The organism is Symbioplanes lichenis, assembly GCF_030709675.1.
GTDB lineage: Bacteria > Actinomycetota > Actinomycetes > Mycobacteriales > Micromonosporaceae > Actinoplanes > Actinoplanes lichenis.
On the sequence record NZ_JAUZQD010000007.1, the window covers coordinates 96,278 to 113,056 of the forward strand.

The 16,779-nt window shown below is 72.5% G+C and carries 17 protein-coding genes; 12 read left to right on the plus strand and 5 right to left on the minus strand.

Going from position 1 to position 16,779, the window contains the following annotated elements:
• Nucleotides 1-80: 80 nt before the first annotated feature.
• The 6 genes from RAN62_RS18040 (at nucleotide 81) to RAN62_RS18065 (ending at nucleotide 4,682) form a co-directional block, all read left to right on the plus strand.
• A complete protein-coding gene (locus RAN62_RS18040; RefSeq protein WP_305785842.1) occupies nucleotides 81-1,148 on the plus strand; it encodes a PTS transporter subunit EIIC in 1,068 nt (355 codons plus the stop codon).
• A gap of 1 nt (nucleotide 1,149) precedes the next feature.
• A complete protein-coding gene (locus tag RAN62_RS18045) occupies nucleotides 1,150-1,470 on the plus strand; it encodes a PTS lactose transporter subunit IIB (protein WP_305786182.1) in 321 nt (106 codons plus the stop codon).
• Between the two features lie 14 nt (nucleotides 1,471-1,484).
• Nucleotides 1,485-2,219: a magnesium transporter MgtE N-terminal domain-containing protein gene (locus RAN62_RS18050; protein ID WP_305785843.1), complete on the plus strand. Its 735-nt coding sequence runs from the start codon at nucleotides 1,485-1,487 to the stop codon at nucleotides 2,217-2,219.
• Complete coding sequence (locus tag RAN62_RS18055) at nucleotides 2,216-2,665, plus strand: PTS mannitol transporter subunit IIA (protein ID WP_305785844.1); 450 nt, start codon at nucleotides 2,216-2,218, stop codon at nucleotides 2,663-2,665. Before RAN62_RS18050 ends, RAN62_RS18055 begins: the two co-directional genes overlap by 4 nt.
• Entirely contained in the window at nucleotides 2,662-2,934 is a 273-nt protein-coding gene (locus tag RAN62_RS18060) for an HPr family phosphocarrier protein (RefSeq protein ID WP_305785845.1), read from the plus strand. Before RAN62_RS18055 ends, RAN62_RS18060 begins: the two co-directional genes overlap by 4 nt.
• A 131-nt stretch (nucleotides 2,935-3,065) precedes the next feature.
• A complete protein-coding gene (locus RAN62_RS18065) occupies nucleotides 3,066-4,682 on the plus strand; it encodes a putative PEP-binding protein (protein WP_305786183.1) in 1,617 nt (538 codons plus the stop codon).
• A gap of 284 nt (nucleotides 4,683-4,966) precedes the next feature.
• Here the strand turns inward: RAN62_RS18065 and RAN62_RS18070 are convergent, their stop codons facing one another.
• From RAN62_RS18070 to RAN62_RS18080, 3 genes are read right to left on the minus strand one after another with little or no spacing between them, the layout of a single operon-like run.
• Nucleotides 4,967-5,173: a tautomerase family protein gene (locus RAN62_RS18070; RefSeq protein ID WP_305785846.1), complete on the minus strand. Its 207-nt coding sequence runs from the start codon at nucleotides 5,171-5,173 to the stop codon at nucleotides 4,967-4,969.
• A 15-nt stretch (nucleotides 5,174-5,188) separates the two neighbouring features.
• On the minus strand, nucleotides 5,189-6,085 hold the full coding sequence (locus RAN62_RS18075) for an SDR family oxidoreductase (RefSeq protein ID WP_305785847.1): 897 nt from the start codon (nucleotides 6,083-6,085) through the stop codon (nucleotides 5,189-5,191).
• A complete protein-coding gene (locus RAN62_RS18080; protein WP_305785848.1) occupies nucleotides 6,085-6,810 on the minus strand; it encodes an SDR family oxidoreductase in 726 nt (241 codons plus the stop codon). Before RAN62_RS18080 ends, RAN62_RS18075 begins: the two co-directional genes overlap by 1 nt.
• 80 nt (nucleotides 6,811-6,890) lie before the next feature.
• Here RAN62_RS18080 and RAN62_RS18085 point away from each other — a divergent pair, with 80 nt between their 5' ends.
• From RAN62_RS18085 to RAN62_RS18095, 3 genes are read left to right on the plus strand one after another with little or no spacing between them, the layout of a single operon-like run.
• Entirely contained in the window at nucleotides 6,891-7,598 is a 708-nt protein-coding gene (locus RAN62_RS18085; protein ID WP_305785849.1) for a TetR/AcrR family transcriptional regulator, read from the plus strand.
• Nucleotides 7,599-7,607: 9 nt separating this feature from the next.
• Complete coding sequence (locus tag RAN62_RS18090; protein ID WP_305785850.1) at nucleotides 7,608-8,921, plus strand: hemolysin family protein; 1,314 nt, start codon at nucleotides 7,608-7,610, stop codon at nucleotides 8,919-8,921.
• Nucleotides 8,922-8,931: 10 nt separating this feature from the next.
• Nucleotides 8,932-10,056, plus strand: coding sequence for a sporulation protein (locus RAN62_RS18095; RefSeq protein ID WP_305785851.1), 1,125 nt, complete (start codon nucleotides 8,932-8,934; stop codon nucleotides 10,054-10,056).
• Between the two features lie 646 nt (nucleotides 10,057-10,702).
• On the opposite strand, the gene RAN62_RS18100 is transcribed toward RAN62_RS18095, so the two are convergent.
• Nucleotides 10,703-11,590, minus strand: coding sequence for a CPBP family intramembrane glutamic endopeptidase (locus RAN62_RS18100; protein WP_305785852.1), 888 nt, complete (start codon nucleotides 11,588-11,590; stop codon nucleotides 10,703-10,705).
• Between the two features lie 201 nt (nucleotides 11,591-11,791).
• Here RAN62_RS18100 and RAN62_RS18105 point away from each other — a divergent pair, with 201 nt between their 5' ends.
• From RAN62_RS18105 to RAN62_RS18115, 3 genes are all read left to right on the plus strand, one after another.
• Nucleotides 11,792-13,126, plus strand: coding sequence for an NAD(P)/FAD-dependent oxidoreductase (locus RAN62_RS18105; protein WP_305785853.1), 1,335 nt, complete (start codon nucleotides 11,792-11,794; stop codon nucleotides 13,124-13,126).
• 110 nt (nucleotides 13,127-13,236) lie between these two features.
• On the plus strand, nucleotides 13,237-14,739 hold the full coding sequence (locus tag RAN62_RS18110; RefSeq protein ID WP_305785854.1) for a DHA2 family efflux MFS transporter permease subunit: 1,503 nt from the start codon (nucleotides 13,237-13,239) through the stop codon (nucleotides 14,737-14,739).
• A 51-nt stretch (nucleotides 14,740-14,790) separates the two neighbouring features.
• Complete coding sequence (locus RAN62_RS18115; protein WP_305785855.1) at nucleotides 14,791-15,822, plus strand: LamG-like jellyroll fold domain-containing protein; 1,032 nt, start codon at nucleotides 14,791-14,793, stop codon at nucleotides 15,820-15,822.
• Nucleotides 15,823-16,012: 190 nt separating this feature from the next.
• On the opposite strand, the gene RAN62_RS18120 is transcribed toward RAN62_RS18115, so the two are convergent.
• Entirely contained in the window at nucleotides 16,013-16,714 is a 702-nt protein-coding gene (locus RAN62_RS18120) for a hypothetical protein (RefSeq protein WP_305785856.1), read from the minus strand.
• Nucleotides 16,715-16,779: the final 65 nt, after the last annotated feature.

Here is a 16,779-nt window from a genome sequence, read left to right on the forward strand (position 1 = left end):
GTGCGATGCAGACAGATAGACAACCTTGACAGCACGTGATCGGCGTCGGTACAAACACATCCACCGAAAGGAGCCACGCCGTGGCGGAGCTGTACGCGCCCCCTGACCAGGGTGCCGGGATCAAGGCGCGAGTCCAGCGCTTCGGTGGTCATCTCTCCGGCATGGTCATGCCCAACATCGCGGCGTTCATCGCGTGGGGCCTGATCACCGCCCTGTTCTTCGAGCACGGCTGGTTGCCCGACGAGCGCTTCGCCGCGCTCATCGACCCCATGTCGCACGTGCTGCTGCCGGTCCTCATCGGATACACCGGCGGCCGCATGGTGCACGGGCAGCGCGGCGCCGTGGTGGGCGCGGTCGCCACGATGGGGCTGGTCGTCGGGGCGGACACCCCGATGTTCTTCGGCGCGATGCTCGTGGGGCCCCTGGCCGCGTACCTGCTGAAGCTCCTCGACGGTCTGCTGGACGGCCGGATCCGGCCCGGCTTCGAGATGCTGGTCGACAACTTCGGCGCCGGCATCGTCGGCGCCGCGGTCGCGCTGGCCGGGGTGGTCGCGATCGGCCCGGTCGTGCGGATCTTCACCGACGCGGCCGGCTCCGGCGTACGGTTCCTGGTCGAGCACAGCCTGCTGCCCGCCGCCGCCGTGCTGATCGAGCCGGCCAAGGTGCTCTTCCTCAACAACGCGGTGAACCACGGCGTGCTCGGGCCGCTGGGCATCGCCGAGGCGTCCGACAACGGCAAGTCGATCCTGTTCATGCTGGAGACCAATCCCGGCCCGGGCTTCGGCATCCTGCTCGCCTACCTGGTCTTCGGGCCGGCGGCGCTGCGGCCGAGCGTGCCCGCCGCCATGGCGATCCAGTTCCTCGGCGGCATCCACGAGATCTATTTCCCGTACGTGCTGATGAAGCCCACGATGGTGCTGGCCGCCATCGCCGGGGGCGCCGCGGGCATCGTCACGTTCATGGTCACCGGCGTCGGCCTGATCGCCACTCCCTCGCCGGGCAGCATCTTCGCCTATCTCGCCGAGACCCCGCGGGGCGACTACTTCGGGGTGCTCGCCGGGGTCGTCATCTCCGCGATCGTCTCGTTCGTCGTCGGCTCCTTGCTGCTCGGCTTCGGCCGGTTGACCCGCGGCGATGAGGATCTCTGAGGTGGACGGCATCCCCGGCGACAGCATCCGGAAGGTGGTCGTGGCCTGCGACGCGGGCATGGGCAGCAGCGTCCTGCTGGCCGGGCAGCTCCGCCGCGAGCTGCGCAACCTGCCGGTGACGGTCGAGCACCACCCGATCGCCGCCATCCCGGCCGACGCCGACGTGGTGCTGTGCCAGCTCGGCCTGGCCGAACGGGCCCGCGCCGGCGCGCCCGGCAAGGTCGTGGTCGGCTTCCGGCTCTTCCTCGGCGACCCGGCGGTGGCCCGCGTCGTCGCGGCCGTCAAGCAGGGCGGCGTCGTCTTCGGTACGCCGGGGAGCTGACCGTGCTCGGCTCCATGCCGACGGATCACGTCGTCACCATGCTCCGCGCCGCCCCGCCCCACCGGGCCGTGAACGCGCTGCTCGCCATGCCCCGCGATCGGGTCGAGCGGCTGCTCGGGGCCATGGACGGCCGGCTCATCGCCCGGCTCCTGACCGCCGCCGACCCCGCCCGCCGGGCCACGCTCGCCGGGCACCTCGGCGACGTCCGGCTGGGCGGGGAGCTCGCGTTGCTGCCCCCGGCCGAGGCGGCGGCGGTGCTGGCCGTGCTGCCGGACACGCGGGCGGTCCCGTTGCTCGGCCGGTTCGGGCCCGATCAGCTCGGCGAGGTGCTCGACGCGATGCCCGGGGCGGCCCGGGAACGGCTGGCGGCGGCGCTCGATCCGCTCCGCGGGGCCGAGCTGCGCCGGACGGCGTACGAGAAAAGGGTGATCGAAACCCTGCGCCGCACCGGCGCCGGCCTGCAATGGGTGCCCGGCGACGAGGGCAGTCACCTGCTCACCCGGGCCCTGCACCGGCTCTTCGGCATCTCGATCTGTCACGTCGAGGTGCCGGTCCTGCCGGTCACGGCGCTCGACGCCGCCCGCCGCGCCTTCGCCGGCCACGGGGTGCGCGGCCTGCTCGTGGTCACGAACGCGGGGGCCGGTGGGCACACCGTGGCGGCCGGTGGGGCACCGGCTCTGGTGGTCACCTGGAATCCCGGCGACAATGACGGCGTGCTGGGACGCTCGCTCGTGAGGCTGGCCGGATGACCACGAACGTCCGGCCGGTCCTCGAGCCGTGCGGTGTCCGCGTGCACGAGACGGCCCCGAGCCGGGAAGCCGCCGTCCACCGCTGCGCGGACGTGCTCGAAGAGATCGGCGCGGTCCATCCGTCCTATCGTGACGCGATGCTCGACCGCGAGTGGGCGATGTCCACCTATGTCGGCGAGGGCGTCGCGATCCCGCACGGCCTCGACATGTCCCGCGCCCTGGTCCGCCGCGACTCGCTGGCGGTGCTGCGCTTCCCCGAGGGCGTCGACTGGGACGGCGAGACCGTCCACGTGTGCGTCGCCATCGCGGCCCGCGGCGACGGTCACGTGGCCCTGCTGTCGGCGCTCGCCCGGATCCTGCTCGACCCCGGCCGGGCCCGGGCCCTGCGCGAGTCCGCCGACCCGGAGGAGATCGTGGCCATGCTGCACCTGGACGACGAGCCGTGATCCGCACCGTCCTCCTCGCCGGGCGCGCCGGGCTGCACTTGCGGGTCGCCGCCCGCATCGCCGAAGCCGCCGCCCGCCTGCCCACCCCGATCACCGTACGCACGCAGGATCGGGCCGCCGTGCCCGCCGACAGCACGCTGGCGCTGGTCAGCCTGGGTGCGCTGTGCGGGAGCGAGCTGATTCTGGAGGCGTACGGGCCCTTCGCCCCGGGCGCGCTGAACGAGCTGGCCGACCTGTTCGCCACCGACCTGGACGCCGCCGATGCGTGAGTTCCTGTGTCTTGGCCTTGATCTCGGTCTTGGCGCGCGGGGCGTTGCTCGTGTTCTTCCCGGGCGGGGCGTTGCCTACGTTCTTCCCCGGCGGGGCGTTGCTCGCGTGCTTCACAAGCGGGGCGTGGCTCGTGGCTGATCTGCTTCGCGGCTTGGGGGCCAGTCAGGGCACGGCCACCGGGCCCGCCTATCGCCTCGCCGATCCGCCCCGGCTGCCGGCGCCGCGCCCGGTGACCGATCCGGACGCCGAGGTGGACCGGGCCTTCGCCGCGATCGACGCCGCCCACGACGACATCGCCCGCCGGGCCGCCGCAGCCGTCGATCCCACCACCGCCGAGATCCTGCGCGCCCAGGCCGCCCTGGCCGCCGACCGCACCTTGCGCGACGGCGTCGCCCTCGCCGTCCGCGCCGGCCACGAGGCACCGCACGCCGTCGCCGCCGTCCTCGGTGAGCACCGCGAAGCCCTCATAGCGGCGGGCGGCCTACTCGCGGCGCGCACCGCGGATCTCGACGACCTGCGCGACCGCGTGATCGCCCACTGCCTCGGGCTGCGGATGCCGGCGCTGCCCGAGCCCGGCTGCCCGTACATCCTGGTCGCCGTCGACCTGGCCCCGGCCGACGCCGCGCTGCTCGACCCGGCGCGCGTGCTCGCGGTCGTCACCTCGGCGGGCAGCTTCCTGAGCCACACCGCGATTCTCGCCCGCGCCCGGGGCCTCCCCACGGTGGTGGCGTGCGGCGGAGCGCTGGACATCGCCGACGGCACGGTGATCACGGTGGACGGAACCGCCGGCCGAGTCACCACGGGGTCCTCCCACGTGCCGGTCGATGCCCCGCGCCCGGTCGACTTCTCGTCCGCGCGAGGAAGCACGGCCGACGGTCACCCCGTCGCCCTCCTGGCGAACATCGGCGGCGCCGCCGAGCTGTCCGGAGCCCCGGTCGAGGGCGTCGGCCTCTTCCGCACCGAGCTGCTCTTCCAGCACCACGTGGACCCGCCCGGCCTGGCCGAACAGGTGGCCGCCTACGGCGAGGTCTTCGCCGCGCTGCCCGGCCGCCGAGTCGTGGTGCGAACACTCGACGCCGGCTCCGACAAGCCGCTCCCCTTCCTGCACGACGGCGACGAACCCAACCCCGCCCTGGGCATTCGCGGCCTGCGCGTGGCCCGCCGCCGAGGCGAAATCCTGCGCACCCAGATCGCAGCAATCGCCGCGGCAGCCCGCGACTCGACCGCCCGCGTCGAAGTGATGGCCCCCATGGTGACCACGGTTGCCGAGGCCGCCCAGTTCGCCGCCCTGTGCCGGGACGCCGGCCTGCCCACGGTCGGCGTCATGGTCGAGGTCCCCGCCGCAGCCGTCCGAGCGGCCGAATTCCTGGGCGCCGTCGACTTCCTCAGCGTCGGCACCAACGACCTGAGCCAGTACACCTTCGCCGCCGACCGCCGCAGCGGCGAACTGGCCGACCTCCTCGACCCATGGCAGCCCGCCCTGCTCTCCCTGGTCGCCTTGTGCGCGGCAGCCGGAACAGCCCTGGGCCGCCCGGTCGGCGTGTGCGGCGAGTCAGCAGCCGACCCGGCCTTCGCCGTGGTCCTCGCCGGCCTGGGCATCACCAGCCTGTCCATGGCCCCGGCCGCAATCCCAGCCGTCCGCGCGGCCCTCCAAGCACACACCCTGGACGAATGCCGAACCGCAGCCCAACAAGCCCTGGCCGCCGCCGACCCAGCAACCGCCCGCGCCGCCGTCACCCGCGTGTAACCGCCCGGGTCGCTGTCGCCCCGGATGTGACGCTTGCGGCGTGCCGGTGGTCGTCGTACCGCTATCGGCAGGTGTGGCCGTCCGTGCCGCCGTCGCCCGGGTGTGACGCTCACGGCGTGCCGGTGACCGTCGGCCGCTGTCGGGCAGGTGTGGCCGCCCGCGCCGCCGTCGCCCCGGCGTGACCGTCCCGGCCGCTGTCATCGGGATGTGGCCGCCCGCGTTGCGTCGGTCGGGCTCGATCGCCCGGGCTGCCGTCGCTCGGGTTGCCGTCGCTCGGATGACGGTCAGGACTTGCCGAGCATTTCGGCGGTCAGGACGGTGCCGCCGAGTCCCCAGCCGCCCTCGGCGACCTCCTCGACGAGGACCAGGGTGGTGGCGCGGGCCCGTTCGCCGTACACGCCGGCGTAGGCGTCTGTCACGGCGTCGATGAGCTTCTGCTTGGACTCGGGCGTCAGGGTGTCGGCCGGGACCTTGAGGTTGGCGAAAGGCATGGTGTCTCTCCTTAGTCAGAGTGCGTCGTGCTGGGGCAAGAGGTCGGCGAGGCCGGCTCGGTGGTAGAACTCGTGGCGGATGCGGTCGGCGACCACCGAGACGACTTCGCTGCCGTCCTTGCTGGGGTCGACGTGGGTGCGGAAGGGGCGCTCGCCCGCGGGCAGTCCGACCACGCGCACGATCTCGTCGGCGACGCTCTGGGCTTCGCTGCCGGGTGGGACGAGCGCGGCCAGGCGGTCGCCGATGCCCGCGCGCAGCTCGCCGTAGAGCTCGTCGTAGGCGCCCTCGACCGCCTTGTCGTCCGGCGTGCCCGCGTGGGCGAAGTGGTTGGTGCCCGAAGTGAAGGCGCCCGGGACGACGATCGAGGTGTCGATGCCGAAGCGGATCAGCTCGGCGGCGTAGCTCTCGGCGAGGGCGTCCATGCCGGCCTTCGCGGCGAAGTAGGGCGCCAGGAACGGCGGGTGGCCACCCCGTGTCGAGGAGCTGCCGACCCAGACCAGCAGGCCGGACCGCTGCTCGCGCAGGTGGGGCAGGGCGGCGCGGTTGACCCGCTGGGCGCCCAGCACATTCACGTCGTAGACGGCGGCGAGCTGTTCGGGGGTGAACGCCTCGGCCGGCCCGAGCACCATGTGCCCGGCGTTGTGCACCACCACGTCGAGCCGGCCGTGCCGGTTGAGCAGGTTATGGACGGCGACGTGGGTGGACTCCTGCGACTGCACGTCGAGCTCGGCGGCGTCGAGGTCGATGCCGTCGTCGTTGGCCAGGGCACGCAGGGCGGCGGCGGCCTCGGCGTTGCGGCCCTCGATCGCGCGCATGCCGGCGACGACGGTGTGCCCGGCGCGGGCCAGCGCGATCGCGGTGAGCCGGCCGAAGCCGCTGGACGCGCCGGTGACCAGGATCGTGGCGGGCATCAGATGATCCCTCCGTTGGCGCGGACGGTCTGGCCGTTGACCCAGTGGCCCTCGGGGCCGGCCAGGAAGGCGACGACGCGCGCCATGTCGACGGGCTCGCCGAGCCGCTCGAGCGGCGGCTGCTTCGCCATCCGGTCGATCGTGGCCTCGTCCTTGCCGTCGAGGAAGAACTCGGTGGCGGTCGGGCCGGGGGCCACGGCGTTGACGGTGATGTCGCGGCCGCGCAGCTCCCGGGCGAGGATCAGGACCATCGCCTCCACCGCGCCCTTGCTCGCCGCGTAGCCGCCATAGGTGGGCAGCTGGAGGCCGACGATCGAGGTGGAGAGGCCGATGATCGCGCCGCCGTCGCGGACCCGGCGGGCGGCCTCGCGGGCCACGACGAACGTGCCGCGGATGTTGGTGCGGTGCATCCGGTCGAGATCGTCGAGGTCGAGCTCGGCGATCGGTGACAGCGCCATGATGCCGGCCGAGTTGACGACCACATCAATTCCGCCGTACGTCTGCTCGGCCGTGTCGAAGAGAGCGGCGATCTGCTGCTCGTCCGCGACGTCGGCCTGGAAGGCGACGGCCTGCCCGCCGGCGGCGGTGATCTCGTCGACCACCTCGTGGGCGGCCTTTTCGTTGCCCGCGTAGTTCACGACCACGGCGTGCCCGTCGGCGGCCAGCTTGACGGCGACGGCCCGGCCGATGCCGCGGGAGGCACCGGTGACGACGGCGACCTTCATGACGTCCTCCTCGTATCGCTGAAATTAGCGGTGATACGACGACCGTAGCACGGCTATCGGGATGGCGTAACATTGATTTTGTGACGAGGGACATTCGGGCCGAGATGATCGAGGCGGCCGAGGAGCTGCTGACGCTGTCGCCGGACAACGACATCGCCACCCGGGCCGTCTGCGAGGCGGTCGGGGTGACGCAGCCCGTGCTCTACCGGCTCTTCGGCGACAAGAACGGGCTGCTGGACGCGCTCGCCGACGACGGGCTGCGCCGCTATGCCGAGCAGAAGGCGGCCCTCCCCGAGACCGGCGACGTGCTCGAGGACCTCCGCATCGGCTGGGACGACCACATGGGCTTCGCGCTCGCCAATCCGGCGCTCTACCAGCTGATGTTCGCGCCCCGGCCGCAGTCGCACTCGGTGGCCCGGCGCAAGATCTTCGAGCTGCTCGTGGCGACCCTCGTCCGGGTGTCGGCGGCCGGCGCCCTCAAGGTTCCCCCGGTGGCGGCGGCGCAGCTGATCCTGCCCGCCAATGTCGGCCTGGCCCTGACCCTCATCGCGCAGCCGGAGCTCTTCGAGCATCCCGCGCTGTCCCATCGGATGCGCGACGCCGTGTTCGCCGCCGTGCTGGTGGCGCCGGACGCTGCGCCGGTGACCGCGGGGGGCGTACCCGATGCCGCGCAGCGACTCCGCTCCCAGCTGGCGGTCTCGGCGACCGACGCCCTCGAGCCGGTGGAGGCCGCGCTGCTCGATCGCTGGCTCGAGCGGATGAGTGTCCCGCGTTCCCCCGCTGGGTAATCGCACGGGATGGGTGGATACGGCGGCCAGGTCGCCCTCGTCATTGTGCTGGTGCTCCTGAACGCCGTCTTCGCCGGCAGTGAGATGGCTCTCGTCTCGCTGCGCGACAGCCAGCTGCAACGGCTCGAACAGCAGAGCCGTTCCGGCGCCGTGCTGGCCCGGCTGGCGCGTGACCCCAACCGCTTCCTCGCGACCATCCAGATCGGCATCACGCTGGCCGGCTTCCTCGCCTCGGCCGCTGCGGCGGTGTCGCTCGCCCAGCCGCTGATCGAGCCGCTCGGCTTCCTGGGCGCCGCCGCCAGTCCCGCCGCGATCGTGCTGGTCACGCTCGTACTCACCTTCCTGACGCTGGTCGTCGGCGAGCTGGCGCCGAAACGGATCGCCATGCAGCGCGCCGAGGGCTGGGCGCTCGCCGTGGCCCGGCCGCTCGACCTGCTCGCCACGCTGACCCGGCCCGCCGTCTGGCTGCTCGGCAAGGCCAGCGACCTAATCGTCCGGATGTCGGGCGCGGATCCCGGGGCGGCCCGCGAGGAGGTGACGAGCGAGGAGATCCGCGACATCGTGGCGGGACAGGAGGACTTCACCGCCGAGCAGCGGACGATCATCAGCGGGGCGTTCGAGATTGCCGACCGTACCCTCCGGGAGATCTTTGTCCCTCGCCGTGACGTCTTCGTGCTCTCCGCGGTGCTGCGCGCGGACGACGCGCTGCGGCAGCTGATCGACGCCGGACACTCCCGGGCGCCGGTCACCGGCCCGCTCGGCCTGGACGACGTGGTCGGCATGGTGCACCTGCGCGACCTGGTCGGCGTCGAGGGGCCGGTGCTGACCGCGGCGTCGGAGGCGCTCTTCCTGCCGCAGACGCTCAAGATCGCGGACGCCATGCGCCAGCTCCGCCAGCAGCGCAAACAGGTCGCCCTCGTCGTCGACGAGCACGGCGCGGTCGGCGGCATGGTCACGATGGAGGACCTGGTCGAGGAGGTCGTCGGCGAGATCTACGACGAGAGCGACCGGGACGTCGAATCGGTGGTGCGCGAGCCGGACGGGGCGATGCTGCTGCCCGGCACCTTCCCGCTGCACAACCTGCCGGATCTCGGCGTCGAGGTCGAACCGCCGGTGGGCGACTACACGACTGTGGCGGGTCTCCTGCTGTCGCGTCTCGGACACATTCCCTCCGAGGCGGGCGAGGTCGTCGCGCTGGACCACCACTCCGCCGAGGTCACGGAGGTCACCGGACGGGCGATCACGGGGGTGCGGCTGCGGCTGCTTTCAGCGGACGCTCAGCCTGAATTGCTAGCTTCTGCCGGACCTGAAAGTCCTGTGTAGGGGGATGTCCGTGGGTTTCAAGAAGATGCTGGGCGCCTTCGGGGTGGGCGGCCCGAGTGTCGACACCGTCCTGGCCGATCCGAACACGCGACCCGGAGGCCTGCTCGCGGGCCAGGTGAACCTGACCGGCGGCAGCCACGACGTCGAGATCGAGCACATCACGCTCGGCCTCGTCACCCGCATCGAGGTCGAGGGCGGCAGCGGTGAGTTCGCCGCCAACGGCGAGTTCCACCGCGTGGCGGTCAGCGGCCCGCTGCGCCTGGCCGAGGGGCAGCACCTGTCGCTGCCGTTCCAGATCAGCGTGCCGTGGGAGACGCCGATCACCGCGGTCTACGGTCAGCACCTGCGCGGCATGACCATGGGCGTGCGCACCGAGGTGGCCATCGCCAAGGCCGTCGACAAGGGCGACCTCGACCCGATCGCCGTCCACCCGCTGCCCATCCAGGAGCGCATCCTGGAGGCCTTCGCCCGGCTCGGCTTCCAGTTCAAGAGCGCCGACCTCGAGCACGGCCAGATCTACGGCGTGCAGCAGACGCTGCCGTTCTACCAGGAGATCGAGTACTTCCCGCCGGCGCAGTACGCGCACGGCATCAACGAGGTCGAGCTGACCTTCGTCACCAGCCCGCACGCGGTCGAGGTGGTGCTCGAGTTCGACAAGCGCGGCGGCATGTTCAGCGGCGGCCACGACTCCTACGGGCGCTACACCGTCCCGCACAGCGACGCCGACTCGGCGGACTGGGCGCAGGTCGTCGACGGCTGGGTGCAGCAGGCCGTGAGCCACCGGCAGAGCATGCCCGGCTTCGGCGCCCCCGGTTACGGCGGCCAGCCCGGTTACGGTGCTCAGCCCGGCTATGGCGCGCAGCCTGGCTATGGTGCGCCGGGCTACGGCGGGCAGCCCGGTTACGGCGGGCAGCCAGGTTACGGGGCCCCGGGTTACGGGCACGCGGCCTACGGCGGCGGGCACGGCGGGGGCTACCACGGGCACTACCGGCACGGCGGCGGTCACGGGCACGGCGGCGGCATGGGCGTCGGCGGGGTCGTGGCGGGTGTCGCGGGCGGCATGGTGGCCGGTTACGTGGCCGGCGAGATGATGGACGAGATCTTCGAGGGCGACGACGAGGGCGGCGAGGAGTGAGTCACGGGTCGGGGGCTGCCGGCTGACGGTGGCCCCTGGCCTTCCCGGGCGGCGTTCGGCTCGTCGGGCGCGGCGCTCGCTTGGGCGGGCGGGGATCCGGCGGCTCGGGCGGCGGTCGATTTCTCGGGCGCGGCCTTGGCCTTCTCGGGCGGCGATCGGCTCTTCGGCTGTGGCGCGCCGACGCCCGCCCCCCACTCTCACTCGAGCCATCGTGAGGGTCGGGCGGGGCTTGGTTCGCTGGGCGCGGCGTTTGAGTTGCTCGGGCGGGGCTTGACCTGCTGGGAGCGGCGTTCGCTGGACGGGCGGGGCTCGGACGGCGGTTGGCTTGGGGCGCTTGACGCAGCGGGAATCCGGGGGCTCGGGCGGCGGTTGGCTTGGGGCGCTTTTGACGCAGCGAGGCCCCGGCTTGTGCCGGGGCCTTTCGCTTTCTGGTTCTTGGCGCCTGTGCGTGGCGGTCAGGTGTGCGCGCGGTCCGGGGGGGTGCGGCTTTCTCGCGTACGTGCGGGGTGGTCGCGTTTCGGGCGGCGGTGCGGCCTTCTTGCGTACGTGGAAGGTGGTCGGGGTTTTTGGGTCAGGTGCGGCCTTCTTGCGTACGCGCGAGGGGGTCGAGTGTTCGCAGAAGGCGTGGCGCTTGCTTGCGGGGTGGTCAGGCGTGCTTGCGGGCCGGGCGGAGGGTGCCGCGGCGGAACTCGCCTCGGCGGGCGGCTGAGCGGATCATGATGGCCGTCGGGATGGCGCAGATCAGGAGGGCGACCAGGCTGGCCTCGGGGCCGAAGCCGCCGCCCGTGAGGAGCGACGGGCCGGAGAGCTGGAAGTGGAAGACGCTGTCGGTCTGCTCGGTGCCCGAGGTCGTGGTGCCGAAGAAGCCGGCCTGGACGAAGTTCCAGCCGAAGTGGATGCCGATCGGCAGCCAGAGCGAGCGGGTCAGGACATAGGCGGCGGCCACCATCGTGCCGCCCTCGATGGCGATCGCGAGGGTGCCCCACACCGTGGCGCCGGGGTTGAACAGGTGGGTCAGGCCGAAGAGGATCGAGGAGACCACCAGGGCGACGACCGTGCCGGCCCGCTCCTCGAGGATGCGGAAGATGATGCCGCGGAAGAGGATCTCCTCGTTGACCGCGACGCTGGTCATGATGCCCAGGGTGATCAGGAGGCCGCCGATGCTGCCGCCGCCGACGTGCTCCCAGCCGCCGAACATCCCGATGATCAGCATGGTCGCCGTGAAGGCCAGGCCGCCGATCGTGGCGCCGCGGCGGAGGTTCTTCCAGCGGTCGGTCCTGGTGACTTCGGAGACGTTCTCGCGGCCCTCGACCTTGCGCGCCAGCCACTTGTAGGCGAAGACGGCGGCGACGGCGAGGGCCGGGCCGATCAGCAGGCCGGTGACGGCGTTGAGGCTGGTCAGACCATCCAGCGCCCGGGCGGCGACCAGCACCACGGCCATGCCGGCGATGAGCACCGGCGTCCGGAAGCGGCGGAGGCGCTGCTGGGTGGTCGAGAGGGCCGGGGCGGTGGTGTCCTGCGTCGTGATCTCCATGGGTAAGACGCTAGAAAAATCGGACTCCCGGCCCATCCCGCCACGGAGGACACTTTCCGGTAGCTCGCAAGGGGGACAGGGCCATCGGGCTGTCACAGCGACCCCTGCGACGTCGTCCTGGTGACGGAGGAGACAGGCCCCGGGCGGTTCCACTAGCGTCGAGCGGGCATGGTCGTGGTCGCGTCGACGGAAGGACCAAGCATGGCTCGCCCTCGGATTGTCATCGTCGGTGCGGGGTTCGCCGGCTTCGAGACAGCTCGCACGCTCAGCCGGCTCGCCCGCGGCGGCGCCGACATCGTGCTGCTCAATCCCACCGACTACTTCCTCTATCTGCCGCTGCTGCCCGAGGTGGCGGCCGGGATCCTCGAGCCGCGCCGGGTGTCGGTGTCGCTGGCCGGGGCGCTGCCCGACGTGCAGGTGATTCTCGGCGAGGCGGACGGCTTCGACTTCACCGAGCGCCGGGTCTCCTATGTCGACCCGGACGGGGAGAAGCGCAGCCTCGGCTATCACCGGCTGGTGATCGCCGCGGGCAGCGTCAACAAGCTGCTGCCCGTGCCCGGCGTCACCGAGAACGCGCACGGGTTCCGGGGCATCCCCGAGGCGCTCTACCTGCGGGATCACATCACCCGGCAGATCGAGATGGCCGACACCGCGAGCAGCCCCGCCGAGCAGGCGGCCCGGACAACGTTCGTGGTGGTGGGCGCGGGCTACACCGGTACGGAGGTCGCGGCCCAAGGCGTGCTGTTCACCGAGCAGCTGACGCGGCACCGGCCCCAGCTGCGCGGGATGCCCCGATGGCTCTTGATCGACACTGCCGAGCGGGTGCTGCCGTCGCTCGACCAGCGGCTCGCCGCCGCGGCGGACGACGTGCTGCGCCGGCGGGGCATCGAGGTGCTGCTGCAGACGTCGGTCAAGGAGGCCGGGGCCGAGGGCGTGCGGCTGAGCAACGGCGAGTTCGTGGCGACCCGGTCGCTGATCTGGTGCGTCGGCGTACGCCCCGATCCGCTGGTGGCCGACATCGGGCTCGAGGTCAAGCAGGGCCGGCTGGTCGTCGACGAGTTCCTCAACGTGCCCGGGCTGCCTGACGTCTACGCGGCCGGCGACGCGGCGGCCGTGCCCGACCTGACCCGGCCCGGCGAGATCACGGGCATGACCGCGCAGCACGCCACGCGGCAGGGCAAGACCGTGGCGCAGAACATCGCCGCCTCGTACGGGCAGGGGCGGCGCCGGCCGTACAAGCATCACGACCTGGGTTTCGTCGTGGACCTGGGCGGGCTCGACTCGGCGGCGAACCCGGTGGGCGTACCGCTGAAGGGTCTGCCGGCCAAGGTCGTGACCCGGGGTTACCACCTGCTGTCGATGCCGGGGAACCGGATCCGGGTGGCGGCCGACTGGCTGCTCGACGCCGTGCTGCCGCGGCAGGGGGTGCAGCTCGGGCTCGTGCCACCGACGGCCGTGCCGCTGGACAGTGCCGTTCCGGGTAAGCCGCTCGATAGCGACATGCCGGGCACGGCCGGGGGTAAACCGGAAAGCTGACACTGCGAGCACCGTCTCATTCCGCCACTTCAGGGGGCGGACGGCGATGATCGGAACCTACGATCGCGGTCCGGGGGCCTGACGCCTCCGGATCCGTCGGAAGGACCGTCATGTCCGCAGCCCCCGAAGCCGCCGAGCACTCCGCGCCCGGCCGCCCTCACCCGCGCCGCTGGGCCGCGCTCGGCGTGATCGCGATCTCCCAGCTGATGGTGGTGCTCGACGCGACCATCGTGAACATCGCCCTGCCCAGCGCCCGGGCGGATCTCGGCATCACCGAGGCCGACCAGCAGTGGGTGGTCACGGCGTACACGCTGGCCTTCGGCGGGTTGCTCCTGCTCGGCGGCCGGATCGCCGACTACTGGGGCCGCAAGCGGACGTTCCTGGTCGGCGCGATCGGTTTCGCCGCGGCGTCGGCGCTGGGCGGCCTGGCGACCACCGGCCCGATGCTCTTCGGGGCGCGCGCGTTGCAGGGTGCCTTCGGCGCGCTGCTCGCCCCCGCGTCGCTGGCCCTGCTCACGGTGCTCTTCACCGAGGCGCGCGAGCGGGCGAAGGCCTTCGCGGTCTACGGCGCGATCGCCGGCGGCGGCTCGGCGGTCGGCCTGCTGCTCGGTGGCGTGCTCACCGAGTACGCGAACTGGCGCTGGTGCCTGCTCGTCAACATCCCCATCGCGCTGGTCGCCCTGGCCCTGGCCGTCCCGATCGTGCCGGAGAGCCGCGCCGACGGGGACACCTCCTACGACGTGCCCGGTGCGATCGTCGTCACGCTCGGCCTCGCGTCGCTGGTCTACGGCTTCACCGAGGCCGCCAAGGAGGACAAGGGCTGGGACTCGGGCACGACCTGGGGCTTCATCGCGGCGGGCATCGTGCTGCTGATCGTCTTCGTCGTGATCGAGCAGCGCACCCGGAACCCGCTGTTGCCGCTGCGCATCGTGCTGGACCGCAACCGCGGCGGCGCGTACCTGACGTCGATGCTGGTGGGCGCCGGCTTGTTCGGCGCGTTCCTGTTCCTGGCGCTCTATCTGCAGGGCGTGCTCGGTTACACCCCGCTGCACACCGGCTTCGCGTCGCTGCCGGTCACGCTCGGCGTGCTGATCTCGGCCACCGCCGCGTCCAACCTCCTGCCCCGGATCGGCCCCAAGCCGCTCATGATCGTCGGGCCGGTGCTGGCCGCGGCGGGCATGTTCTCGCTGCGCTTCATCGACCTGGACACCTCGTTCTGGGCCCACCTCTTCCCCGCGCAGATCCTGCTCGGCCTGGGCCTGGGCTTCACGTTCGTCCCGCTGTCGAGCCTGGCCCTGGTCGGCGTCCCCGGTCACGACGCGGGCGCGGCGAGCGCGGCGCTCAACGCGACCCAGCAGGTCGGCGGCTCGCTGGGCACCGCGCTGCTCAACACGATCGCGACCGGCGCCATCACGGCCTACCTGACGGCGCACCCGCCGGCGAGCCCGGAGGACGGTCAGCGGGCGGGGCTGCTCGCGCAGGTGGACGGCTACACCGACGCTTTCACCTGGGCGGCGGCGATCATCCTGGTCGCTGCGGTCATCTCGGCCACCATGATTCGCGTACGCAAGGAGGAGCTCGGCCCCGCGGACGGTCCCGCCCACATCGGCTGACGAGGCCGCCCGGAATGCGTAAAAACCGGCGTAGTGGTCAATAATTCGGACATGACCACTCGCCGTGTTCTCGCGATCGCCGCTCTGACCGGACTGTTGTGCGCGCCGACCGTAGCCGCCCCGGCCACGGCGGCCACCGGCGGCCGGGCGGACGTGCTCACTGTGCCGGCCGTGGCGGTCACCGGCGGCTGGGCGGACGCGCTCACCGTGCCAGCCATGGCGGTCGCCAGTGGCCGGGTGCATGTGCAAGCTGTGGCGATGGCGGGCGGGCGGGCGGCGGCGTTGGCCGCGAGTGCTGTGGTGCCGGTGTCGGCCGCGGGCGCCGTGGTGCCGGTGCTGGACGCGCGAGCCAGGGTGGCGATCAGCGCCCGGGTGGAGGCGTTGACCGCGCGAGCCGTGGCCGCCGCCGAGGTCGCCCACGCAGCCGTCTCCCGGGCGACCGCCGGCTCGCTGGTGGCCCAGTTCCGCTTTGACGGCGGCCGTGCGACCGGCATCGCCGACGAGTCGGGGCTCGGGCACACGTTGCGGCTTGTGACCGGCAACGGCGGCGTGGTGCGGGCGGTGCCGCACAATCGGGGCCAGGCGTTGCGCTTCCCGGCGAAGTGCACGGGCAAGCCGCGCACCTGCGCCCACGCCGCGCTGCAGAGTCCGAGCACGGCGACGCTCAACCCGGGGACGCGCAACATCTCGTACGGTGCCTCGGTCCTCCTGCCCCGTGACCAGACCACCAAGGGGCAGAACGTTGTGCAGAAGGGCTACTCGACGAGCACCAGCCAGTGGAAGCTGCAGGTCGACGGGGCCGCCGGACGCCCGAGCTGTGTTCTCGTCGGGGCCAAGCCGGGGATAAAGATCGTCCGCAGCACCGTCTCGGTCGCCGACGGGCGCTGGCACGACATCGAGTGCCGCCGCCGGGGCACCGCGCTCACCGTCCTCGTCGACGGCGCGGTGCGCGGCAACCGGCTCATCGCGGCGGACCTGTCGATCACCAACAACCGGCCGTTGAGCGTGGGCGGCAAAGGCTCGTACGCCGACAACGACCAGTTCCACGGCACGGTCGACGACGTCTGGGTGCGCGTCGGCTGAGGGGTGCGCGCCGGCCAAGGCGAGGGGTGTGCGCCGGCCAAAGGCGAGGGGTGTGCGCCGGCCAAAGGCGAGGGGTGCGCGCCGGCCAAAGGCGAGCGGCACGGTATCTCCACGGGCGCGAGCACGCCGACGCCGGCGTTGTTGACCAGCGCTTGGAGCGGCCGCCCGGCCGGGTCGCCGTCGATGTTGCCTACGCGGTCGTCCCGTCCTGCGTGCCGCTCTGCTGCGTGCCGCCCTGGGTTCCGTCCTGCTGCGTGCCGTCCTGCTGCGAAGTGCCGTCCTGCTGCTGAGTGCCGTCAGGAAGCTGCCCGCCCTGCATCGGGCCGCCGCCGGGAAAACCGCCCTGCTGGCCGGTGCCACCCTGCTGCCCGGTGCCGCCCTGAGGGCCGAACCCGCCCTGCTGGCTGGTGCCACCTTGCTGCCCGGTGCCGGTCGTGCCGTCGGAGCTCTTGACGATGCCCGTGGTGATCGCGGCGGTGGCGATGATGGCGGCGACGAAGGCCCCGGCCACGGCGATTTTCGCGCGGTGCTTGCCGATGCCCGGACGGCTGCTCCCGGCCACCGGCGGCGCCCACTCCGGCGGCTGCCCGGCGCCATCCGCACCCCCGGCCGACGCCCCGACCGGCACAGGCCCGACGGGAGAAGAGCCCGGGAAAGAAGACGAGGCCGGGGAAGAGGCAGGAGAAGAGGCCGGCGGCGCGCCGGCCCACGGCACCGACGGCGGCTGCGGCATTCCGGACCAGCCGGTCCCCGACACCAGAGGCGGCTGGACCAATGTCCCGTCCGGGGCCACAGCCGGCCGGTTGACCGCGGTGCCGAAGGTCGGGCGCGGATCGATCGGGTACGCGTCGATCACCGTACGGTCGTCGGCAGGGCGTTCGTTGACGGTCATTCGCGGCTCTCCTCGGTTCGGCTGACCTGCTCCGAACAGTGGACGGCCCGGCTGTGCGGGACCTG

Excerpts from the sequence above, each read along its gene's own strand:
- RAN62_RS18120 (WP_305785856.1), bottom strand. The coding sequence starts at position 16,714 with ATGACCGTCAACGAACGCCCTGCCGACGACCGTACGGTGATCGACGCG.
- RAN62_RS18070 (WP_305785846.1), bottom strand. The coding sequence starts at position 5,173 with ATGCCTTTCGCCAACCTCAAGGTCCCGGCCGACACCCTGACGCCCGAG.
- RAN62_RS18050 (WP_305785843.1), top strand. The coding sequence starts at position 1,485 with ATGCCGACGGATCACGTCGTCACCATGCTCCGCGCCGCCCCGCCCCAC.
- RAN62_RS18115 (WP_305785855.1), top strand. The coding sequence starts at position 14,791 with ATGACCACTCGCCGTGTTCTCGCGATCGCCGCTCTGACCGGACTGTTG.
- RAN62_RS18110 (WP_305785854.1), top strand. The coding sequence starts at position 13,237 with ATGTCCGCAGCCCCCGAAGCCGCCGAGCACTCCGCGCCCGGCCGCCCT.
- RAN62_RS18090 (WP_305785850.1), top strand. The coding sequence starts at position 7,608 with ATGGGTGGATACGGCGGCCAGGTCGCCCTCGTCATTGTGCTGGTGCTC.
- RAN62_RS18080 (WP_305785848.1), bottom strand. The coding sequence starts at position 6,810 with ATGAAGGTCGCCGTCGTCACCGGTGCCTCCCGCGGCATCGGCCGGGCC.
- RAN62_RS18055 (WP_305785844.1), top strand. The coding sequence starts at position 2,216 with ATGACCACGAACGTCCGGCCGGTCCTCGAGCCGTGCGGTGTCCGCGTG.
- RAN62_RS18105 (WP_305785853.1), top strand. The coding sequence starts at position 11,792 with ATGGCTCGCCCTCGGATTGTCATCGTCGGTGCGGGGTTCGCCGGCTTC.
- RAN62_RS18075 (WP_305785847.1), bottom strand. The coding sequence starts at position 6,085 with ATGCCCGCCACGATCCTGGTCACCGGCGCGTCCAGCGGCTTCGGCCGG.
- RAN62_RS18100 (WP_305785852.1), bottom strand. The coding sequence starts at position 11,590 with ATGGAGATCACGACGCAGGACACCACCGCCCCGGCCCTCTCGACCACC.